The sequence below is a fragment of the Fundicoccus ignavus genome (genome assembly GCF_009659375.1).
GTDB classification, from domain to species: Bacteria; Bacillota; Bacilli; order Lactobacillales; family Aerococcaceae; genus Fundicoccus; species Fundicoccus ignavus.
Genome location: NZ_WJQT01000038.1, coordinates 1 through 10,339 on the forward strand (window position 1 = coordinate 1; position 10,339 = coordinate 10,339).

At 37.5% G+C, this 10,339-nt stretch carries 6 protein-coding genes; 5 read left to right on the forward strand and 1 reads right to left on the reverse strand.

All coding sequences use genetic code 11. The annotated features are described in order from the left end of the window. Window positions 1–1,149: 1,149 nt before the first annotated feature. The 5 genes from nrdD (at window position 1,150) to lplA (ending at window position 7,031) form a co-directional block, all read left to right on the forward strand. Entirely contained in the window at window positions 1,150–3,333 is a 2,184-nt protein-coding gene (nrdD, locus tag GF867_RS13375) for an anaerobic ribonucleoside-triphosphate reductase (protein WP_153833591.1), read from the forward strand. An 18-nt stretch (window positions 3,334–3,351) separates the two neighbouring features. Then, entirely contained in the window at window positions 3,352–3,924 is a 573-nt protein-coding gene (gene nrdG / locus GF867_RS13380; protein WP_153833592.1) for an anaerobic ribonucleoside-triphosphate reductase activating protein, read from the forward strand. 185 nt (window positions 3,925–4,109) lie between these two features. Further along, window positions 4,110–5,192 carry a M42 family metallopeptidase gene (locus GF867_RS13385; RefSeq protein ID WP_311454418.1) on the forward strand — a complete coding sequence of 361 codons (1,083 nt, stop codon included), beginning with the start codon at window positions 4,110–4,112 and terminating at the stop codon, window positions 5,190–5,192. A 51-nt stretch (window positions 5,193–5,243) separates the two neighbouring features. Continuing rightward, window positions 5,244–5,987 (forward strand): MBL fold metallo-hydrolase, encoded by a 744-nt coding sequence (locus tag GF867_RS13390; protein ID WP_153833593.1) that lies wholly within the window; start codon window positions 5,244–5,246, stop codon window positions 5,985–5,987. A gap of 36 nt (window positions 5,988–6,023) precedes the next feature. Continuing rightward, entirely contained in the window at window positions 6,024–7,031 is a 1,008-nt protein-coding gene (lplA, locus tag GF867_RS13395; protein ID WP_153833594.1) for a lipoate--protein ligase, read from the forward strand. Window positions 7,032–7,393: 362 nt separating this feature from the next. On the opposite strand, the gene gshAB is transcribed toward lplA, so the two are convergent. Then, the gene (gene gshAB / locus GF867_RS13400; RefSeq protein WP_172974044.1) at window positions 7,394–9,718 is read right to left on the reverse strand and encodes a bifunctional glutamate--cysteine ligase GshA/glutathione synthetase GshB; all 2,325 of its coding nucleotides are present in this window, start codon (window positions 9,716–9,718) and stop codon (window positions 7,394–7,396) included. Window positions 9,719–10,339: the final 621 nt, after the last annotated feature.

Here is a 10,339-nt window from a genome sequence, read left to right on the forward strand (position 1 = left end):
TAACCAGTCAATCCCAGATTCAAATTGATCTTTTTGTTGATAATAGAGCGCTCTTAACTCGTCAGTGTAACGAATCTGCGATTGTGTGACTGATAAGATATAAGGAGATAATCTTAATTGATCGATATGTTCTTGTGTTAATATGTGTTTGGCCATCGTATGGACTCCTTTGTCTAAAATGCTTCATAATGAAATACTGGATAAAGTACACGCTAGGCCTTTCTTTAGCTGTCTAGCTAAAGATGTGGCCTTATCGAACGTGTCTGTTAGAAAAACTGGACGAGTTAGCAGTGTCTGTAAAAAACAAGCACCTTATTCGCTTGTGTCTATTCAAACAAGCTAGCCTTTTTATTAGTGTACAGATAATATATCTATCTTATTCCACGCTGTCTATATTTTTATGAGGCCGTAAAAATCACTGTCCATTCTATAGGGTCCATTTTAGTGTTATTCTAGCCGAAAGTCTTCGAGTATCGACCAGATTAGGTGTTATTCTAGCCGAAGGTCTTCGAGTATCGACTAGATTAGGTGTTATTCTAGCCGAAGGTCTTCGAGTATCGACTAGATTAGGTGTTATTCTAGCCGAAGCTCTTTGAGTATCGACTAGATTAGGTGTTAATCGAGCCGAAGGTCTTCAATTATCGACTAGATAAGGCATTAATCTAGCCGAATGTCCTCGAGTATCGACTAGATAAGGTGCTAATCTAGCCGAAAGTCTTCGAGTATCGACTAGATAAGGTGTTAATCTATCCGAAGGTCTTCGAGTATCGACTAGATTAGAAGCTAATCCAGTTGATGCTCTGATTAAACTATAAAAATCACCCCACTAACAGTGATTTAGAATATCTGTTCCTCGCGTGACAACCTTAATCACGAACTGTTGAGCACTAGTATCAAATTCTAATACTTAAAATGAACAATTGAACTCCATCTGGTTCAAAAAAATATTATTCAGAATATTCCTAAAATCTTCCATCTGCAAAATAGCGGAACTAGACTTTTTTTATATTAAGTGTATCGATAAGTTATCTATTAATTAATCACAACTAAATCACAAGCCTCACAAAAATAATGTTTTACTACAATATGTATGGTATCATTTAGGTGTCTTGACACTATATATTGTGTCTCGACTAGGAGGGTGGATTTATGACAGAATTAATTAATCAACAAGAAAGAATAATTTCACAAATTTTAAATTTAAAGGTAATTAAACGTGATGGTCGTATTGTGAGCTTTAATCATCAAAAAATTAAACAAGCGATTTTGAAAGCTTTTCAAGAAGTATATCCAATATTAACTGAAGAAAGCACCATGCTTATCGACCGGTTGGTTGATGGCGTGACAGAGGATATTGCGAAACGTTATACGGATGATATAAAAATCTATGAAATACAGAGCATTGTTGAACATCATTTACTAGAAAGTCATCAACCAGAAATTGCACGTGCCTATATTCGTTATAGAACAGAACGAGATTTAGAAAGAGCTGAAGCTTCAAACATTAATTTTCGGATTAAAGCTTTGCAGGCAAAAGAACAACAAGTTGTTAATGAGAATGCTAATAAAGATTCTCGTGTTTTCAATACACAGCGTGATCTAACTGCAGGAATCGTCGCAAAATCAATTGGTTTAACCATGTTACCGGCTCACGTGGCTAACGCTCATCAAAAGGGGCAAATTCATTTCCATGACTTGGATTATCATCCATACGCACCTATGAGTAACTGTAGCCTAATTGATTTTAAGTCGATGTTTGAGAAAGGCTTTAAAATTGGGAATGCAGATGTAGAATCACCACGTTCGATTCAAACTGCAACTGCACAGATGGCTCAAATTATTGCGAATGTGGCCAGCAGTCAATATGGTGGAACAAGTGCAAATCGCGTGGATGAAGTACTGGCTCCTTATGCAGAGATTAATCTTAAGAAGCATCAAGCGGTGGCATCAGAGTGGATAGAAGACCCTGCTAAACAAATAGAATATGCTATTGCGCGCACTAAAAAAGATATTTATGATGCGATGCAAAGTTTAGAGTACGAAATTAATACCCTTTATACTTCACAAGGGCAAACACCTTTTACAACTTTAGGTTTTGGCTTGGGAACAAGTTGGATCGAGCGAGAAATCCAGCGTGCGATTCTGCAAGTAAGAATAGGTGGGATTGGAACAGAGCGTAGAACCGCGATTTTTCCTAAGTTGGTCTTCACACTCAAACGCGGCATAAACTTGGAAAAACAAGATCCTAACTATGATTTGAAACAGTTAGCGATAGAATGTGCAACGAAAAGAATGTACCCTGACGTCCTCATGTATGACAAAATAGTAGAGTTAACCGGTAGTTTCAAAGTACCGATGGGTTGTCGATCTTTTTTACAAGGCTGGAAAGATGCGAACGGACATGAAGTGAATGACGGAAGAATGAATTTAGGCGTAGTAACGTTGAATTTACCGCGAATTGCATTGGAAAGTAATGGTCAGATGGATACCTTCTGGAATTTATTGAATGAGCGCTTAGAAATTGTAGCAGATGCGCTTGTTTACCGTGTGAGAAGAGTGAAAGAAGCTAAACCTGAGAATGCACCTATATTGTATATGTATGGTGCTTTTGGCGACCGACTAAAAATAGAGGACAAAGTAGATGAATTATTTAAAAATAAACGCGCAACTGTTTCTTTAGGCTATATTGGTTTATATGAGGTAGCGACTTGTTTTTATGGACCCGATTGGGAAGATAATTCAGAAGCGAAACTGTTCACATTAAATATCTTGCGTCAGTTGAAAGCTAAAGCTGATGCTTTGGGTGAACAACACGGCTACCACTTTAGTGTGTATAGTACACCATCTGAAAGTTTAACGGATCGATTCTGCCGTATGGATTATGATTTGTTTGGTCCAGTGCCAGATATTACAGATAAAGAGTACTATACGAATTCATTCCATTATGACGTTCGTAAGAAACCAACACCTTTTGAAAAGTTGGATTTCGAAAAAGATTATCCTGTTTACTGTAGTGGTGGTTTTATTCATTACTGTGAGTATCCGAATATGCGTCAAAATCCGAAAGCGCTAGAGACAGTATGGGACTATGCTTATGACCGCGTTGGTTATCTTGGAACGAATACACCGATTGATCATTGTTATGAATGTGGTTTTGATGGTGATTTCGATGCAACTGCCAGAGGTTTTCAGTGTCCGTCCTGTGGTAACCGTAATCCGGCGACTTGTGATGTAGTTAAAAGAACGTGTGGCTACTTGGGGAATCCGCAACAGCGACCAATGGTCAATGGACGTCATAAAGAAATTTCTGCACGCGTTAAACATATGAAATAATTAAAGGAAGTGACTGAGATGAAACACCCTAAACCGCAAGAATGGTTAGCCAAGGACTATAGTCAATGCAAAATAGCCGATTACAAACCTTACAATTTTGTTGACGGTGAGGGTGTGCGCTGTAGCTTGTATGTGAGTGGCTGTCTCTTTGCTTGCGAAGGCTGTTATAATCGCGTAGCTCAAAGCTTTAATTATGGGGAAGTTTATACGCAAGAACTAGAACAAAGAATTCTGGATGATTTAGCAGCTCCATATTGCCAAGGCTTAACACTTTTAGGTGGGGAACCATTTCTTAATACACAAATATTAATCCCTTTATGTCGAGCAGTGCGAGAAAGATTCGGTGATAAGAAGGATATCTGGTCATGGACTGGTTATTATTGGGAAGAAATGTTACGAGAATCTGAAGATAAACTAGAATTATTGGGTTTAATTGATGTTTTGGTAGACGGTCGATTTGAATTGAGTAAGAAAGATTTAACGTTGCAGTTTCGTGGAAGTTCTAATCAAAGAATCATTGACGTAAAATCGAGTCTTTGGCGAGATAAATTGATTTTGTGGAAACCAGATGGCAGCCAAAATTATGACTAGAAAAGAATAATGGCAATAGGCACTTCGTCAAGACCAAGACTGACCAAGGTTGAATGATGAAGGCTTTTTGCTGTAAATTGAAAAAGTAGGGTTGAACTGTTATATTATTTATATGTTTTGAATGAAAAATCATATTTTGCAGGAGTTATGTTTAACTCGATGTAAGAAAATGAGGAGATGTCAGAGTGGAAATTAATGAACAATTGTTAAAACAATTAACAGAAGTGAACGGGATTGCCGGTAATGAGGGGCGAGTTCGTCAATTATTTAAAGATTCTGTTGCGGATGTTGCGGAAGAATTCGTCCAAGATGGTTTAGGGGGGATTTTTGCGAAACATACTGGTTCTGCTGAAGGGCCGCGTGTAATGTTAGCAGCGCATATGGATGAAGTTGGTTTCATGGTTAGCCAAATCACAGAGAAAGGATTTATTCATTTTGTGACGATTGGTGGTTGGTGGAGTCAAGTTGTCTTGGCGCAACAGGTTACAATTACTACACGTGATGGTAAAGAGTATCGTGGTGTCACAGGTTCGAAACCGCCACATGTGTTAACTGCTGAAGCGCGTAACAAGCCAATTGATATTAAAGATGTTTTCATTGACTTAGGTGCAAGTTCTAAAGAAGAAGTTGAAAGCTGGGGCATTCGTCCGGGCGATATGATTACACCTTATATTGAATATACACGTTTAAATGACACACCCTTCCTATTAAGTAAAGCATGGGATAACCGTATTGGTGTTGCTGTAGCGATTGAAGTCTTGAAAGAAGCTGTTGCAAAAGGGCATGAAACTATCTTGTTCTCAGGAGCTAATGTCCAAGAAGAAGTCGGCTTGCGTGGTGCCAAGGGTGCGACGCACATGATTCAACCAGATATTACAGTTGCTTTAGATACAGGTACTGCTGGCGACACACCGGGAATGACGGCTAAAGAAGCTGACTCTGAATTGGGCAAAGGACCGCAAGTCATTGTCTATGATGCGTCAATGATTGGTCATAAAGGACTGCGTGAATTTGTCGTAGATATCGCTGAAGCAAATAATATACCTTTCCAATATACGTTTATTCCTGGCGGTGGAACAGATGCAGGTTCTCAACATCAAGCGTTGAATGGAATTCCTTCAATTGCGATTACTGTTCCGGTTCGTTACTTACATTCTCATACGTCTGTCATCCACGAAGATGATTTCAAGAATACAGTTAAATTAGTCAATGCCATTGTTCAAAAATTAAATAATGAGACTGTAAAAGAAATTCATGACAATGTTTAAAAACGAACTTAGTTTGATAAAGTTATGTAAAATGAAGAGGGGGAGAGTGTAATGAAATTACGTATTATTGGCTGTGCTGGAGGTTACCCATTAGGCGATAATGGTACTTCATCTTATTTATTAAGTTCAACTGCAGAAGATTATCATGTTTTGATAGATGCTGGGAGTGGTTCAGCACTAGCAATTGAAAAATATTTGGACGTTAATGCTTTAGATGCGGTTTTAGTTTCGCATGATCATCCGGATCATGTGGCAGACTTGGGGATTTTTCAGCATTTGTTTTTATTGAAGAAACCAGCACCTAAAAAGACGCCTATTCCGATTTATCACTATCCAGATTCAGAATTTGCGAAGTTATTGGCAGATGATGGTTCAAGTTTGGCTAAGCCATACCAACCTAAAGAGGTGCTACACTTAGGGCCCTTTGATGTAACCTTTGTCAGAACTGTCCATCCATTGGAATGTTATGCGATGCGATTCGAGGAAAGAGAAACAGGTAAAGTCATTGTCTATACTGCGGATAGTGGTTGGTCAGAAGCGATGATTCCTTTTGCGAACGAAGCCGATTTATTGGTAGCAGATTGTAACTTTTCGAATGAGATGGGACGCAACGACAAACATTTTACAGCAGAAGAAGTTGCGAAACTTGCGAACGAAGCAAAAGTGAAAGCTTTAGTACCAACTCATTTACCGCCTCAAGCTGATCAAGCTTTAATTATTAGTCAAGTGGTGAGAGATTTAAATAGTAGTATTACATTATTAGAAGCATATCCTGGAGCAGTATACGAAGTCTAAGTGACGTGAGAATTTTAAGCAGAAAGGTAAGATTGAATGTATTTTGTAGATAATCAAAACAATTATGATGCGAGTGTAAACATTGCGCTTGAAACCTATTTGGTAGAGAACCGTTTAGTTGATGAACCGATTTTACTATTCTATATTAATGAACCATCAATTATTATTGGCCGTAACCAGAATACGATTGAAGAAGTAAATCAACCTTATGTTGAAGAGAAGGGCATTACAGTTGTTCGTCGTATGTCAGGTGGTGGGGCAGTTTACCATGATTTAGGGAACTTTTCATTCTGTTTTATTAAAGATGATGATGGTTCTTTCCGCGATTTTGCCAGTTTCACGAAACCTGTCATCGAAGCGTTGCATAAGATGGGAGCGACTAGCGCAGAATTACAAGGTCGTAATGACTTACTGATTGATGGCCGCAAATTCTCAGGGAATGCCATGTATGCCAAGAATGGACGTATGACTGCTCATGGAACGATTATGTTTAAATCAGACTTAGAAGAAGTAACAAGAGCGTTAAAACCTAACAAAGCCAAAATAGAATCAAAAGGCATTAAGTCAGTGCGTTCACGTGTAACAAATATTGAACCTTATGTCGATGAACAGTACAAAAACTTATCAACAGAAGAATTCAGAGATTTAATCTTATTGGAGATTTTCGGGGTAGAAAAACGTGAAGATGTCAAAGAATATCATTTGACCGAGGAAGATTGGCAAAAAGTCTATGCGATTCGTGAAGAAAGATTCGGGAACTGGGATTGGAATTATGGAAAATCACCAGCGTTTGATATTAAAGAAAGTCATAAATTCCCGTTTGGACTTGTTGATTTCCGTTTTAACGTAAAAGGTGGCAAAATTGTTGAAGCTAGAATATTCGGAGACTTTTTTGGTTTAGGAGATATTCAAGACGTTGAACAACAATTAATCGGTGTTAAGTACGATCGAGCTTCAATGTCAGAGGTATTAAAAAATATTGATGTTAATAAGTATTTCGGAAACGTAACGGCTGATGACTTAGTTGGTATGTTATTTGATTAAAGACTAAAAACTAGCTAGATGCCTAAAGCATTTAGCTAGTTTTTTAGTATAAGGAATTATAAGTTTTATGATGATTTATCAAGCTCTGTGCTTCGCTCAGCTTATTGTTGTTCCAAGGCGGTGGTCGCTTTTAAAACCTCATGATTGTGAGGGCTTTTCCAGCTCAAGCGGCTAGGCTCTGACTAATTCGCTTTCTTTATTGATAGTCAAAGCAAGCTGTGCCGATTGCCCATTATCTGTATGGATACCGCTTTGGAAAACAAGTCGCTGAGCTACGTTAAGTATTCCAACTAAAGTAAAGCGATATAATCAAGTTAAAATTGTTAACCGAAATTCAAAGCCCTCGGACTCGTCCGAGTTTATTAATCAAGTGGTGCTTCTGGGAATAATTGTTTCAAGGCAGCTTTACCTAACGGTCTAGCTTGACCAACACCAGGGAATAAATGAATCATCATCGCTGGATTAAAGTTAGCTTCGATGACACTATAGTCATCTTCTTGAACAATCGGTTGAGTATAATCTTTAATGATTAAATCAACCCCACAGAAGTTAGCGCCTAAGAACTGGGCACTTTGAATGGCAATACGTTTGTAATCATCGTGCACTTCGTCTGTACGGTCGATGGCAATACCACCTGTTGAAATATTACTATTCTCACGTAAGTATACCACTTGACCCTCTTCAGGAATCGAATCAAGTGTCAAGTTTTGACTCGTCAATTGGAGTTGTTCTAAACGACCTTTTCCAATATTTACTAATGGTGAACGATGATTGTCACCGCGTAGTGGATTACTATTTACTATATCGATTAATTCAGAAATGGTTGAATGGCCGTCACCTTTAACTTGAGCTGCCTGGCGCTCACAAATAGCTTCAACTTTATTATTTTGAACATAGAAACGTAATTCAGTACCTGGTATAAAGGCTTCAAGCAAAACAGTATTGTCTTCAGCGAAAGCAATTTGTAAGGCTTCTTCGTAATTTTCTCTAGATGGGAAAGTTTTAAAGATGCTTATACCAAGACCGTAGTTAGTATTCTTGGGTTTAACGACAAATTGTTCGAAATTAATTAAAGGGAAATACCGAGCCGCTTCTTCAAAAGAAGTGAAACTATTACCAGCAGGAACGCTAATACCGTTCTGGGCTAAAACTTTCTTAGTGGCAACCTTGTTTTCCATTACGAAATAACTAATTTGTGTATCTAATGAAGTCATATTAGCGCTCTTGACTAGTTCGGAGTGTCCGTTATAAGTAAACTTCAATAAATTCTCAGTTGAATCAATTTCCTCAATTTTAATACCCGCTTTAATGGCATGTTTCAAGACGTTTTGAGTAGAAATTTCATAATTTTCAAAGCCGTGTAAATTATAATCACGTTCTAAGTAAGTTTCTTTATGTTGACGTGCTAAGTTTAAGCCGAAAGCTAAGAAGTGATTTTCGGCAGGCTTATTCATAGCTTGAGCTTCTTTTTCTATAATAGTAACCAGTTTACCCGCAATCGTTAATTCTGGATGATAAAGCTGTTGGCGTTTATCCGTCACTAAGTTTTCGAAATAACCATTCATTAATTGTTGTTCATCCAAAGCGCGAGCCACTAATAACATTGCATCAACTAACTTTTCACCTTCAGCAAGGTATGGTAATGCTGCATGTGCTTCATTAGAAGCAATCACGTGATTCATAATGTTACCTAATTCTACCTCTTCATCCTTTTCAATTTGAGGAAGGAATAACATAGTCAAAATAAACAACTTAATAAAATCTGTATCCTTCTCAGTAATACCATATGGATCAAATGGATTTAAATCAAAGTTACGGAATTCGATATATTTAATGCCGTTATTGATTAAATCACGATAACGATCTTGCCCTCTAAAACGGACGTCACGGTAAAGTTCTTTTTCTAATAGTAATTGACCGTTAGCAACTGCTTTTTCAACATCAGAAACAAATGCTTCTAATGAAGCGTATGAAATTGACACGTCTTCGTCATTATTATAGCCGTATTGACTTTGTCTAAATGAACGCATCGCTTTTTCTTTAGGGCTGCCATATAATTCAGTGGAATAATTGTCAGCGATATAAGGTGCAGCACCTAGAAAATAGGTCAATAACCAACGATAACGCAAATAATTCCGTCCTAATGTTAAATAAAGGTCGTTCGTTACTTCTTTAATACTTAAGTTTGGATTGAAGTCAGCAACTTTTTCTTCTATTAATGCTGGATTAATTTGAAAGTTATAGTGGATCCCGCATAGTAATTGAACTGGTTTTCCATAAACTTCTGCTAGATAAGCACGATAGTTGTATTCATTCTCGTTCTCTAACTGAGCAATTTTGATAGAAGAAACGTCATCTGGGAGTAGACCGGGGCTACTAAATGGCCAAATCAATTCATCATCATGTTGCGTAGTGATGGTATCCTGTACAAGTTGGTGTGTAGCTGATAACCACTTTCTGGCTTCTTTAGCTGAATAAACCGGAGGAGTAATTAACTCCAATTGACTATCAGCAAAGTCAGTTTGAATGTAAGGTTGTTGTGTTCGCTTACCCCATTCAGTGGAATGTGGATATTCAGACAATGACCCATCTTGTTTTAATCTAAGAGATTCTTTTTCAATCCCTATTGTACTATGCCATAAATGGCTCAAGTCTTTTAATTGAAATACTGGGTGATGTAATTCCATAATTGCCTCCAATAATAAGCGCGATATCATAATCGCGATGAGATATTCTAATTGCTATCATATTATAACCGATAAAAGAGAACAAACAAACCGTTAAGACAATCAAAATACGAAAACAAACATATTGCAAAACTCGATAAGAATCGTATTCCTTAAACATTTTGTAATAAAGCGTAAGAAATTCTTAAAAAGGTTTGACAGAAATAGGCGAAGCATGTTATATTATTTCTTGTCGTCACGAGGCGACACAAACTAAACAAAATCTTCTGTCTAAGTGACATGCGAAACGGTTGAAAACTTTTAAAAAAAGTTGTTGACACGAAAGCGAAGACCATGTTAAGATAAAGACCTTGCAATTGCAAAAGCAATCACGCAAGAGAGGTAGTTGAGAAAAAAAACTTTTTAAAGAATTTTTGAAAAGTGCTTGACATAAACAAGCAACTCATGCTACTATATAGAAGTTGTCACGAAGCGAAACGAAGCGTTTCCAATCGGACAAAGCTCATTGAAAACTGAACAAAGACAAACACCAAAATGTGTAAGGGTTCATTACTTGTTAATGAACACAACCGAATAAATTTCGAGACACTGGATGACCACCAGTATAAAAAAACACTAAGC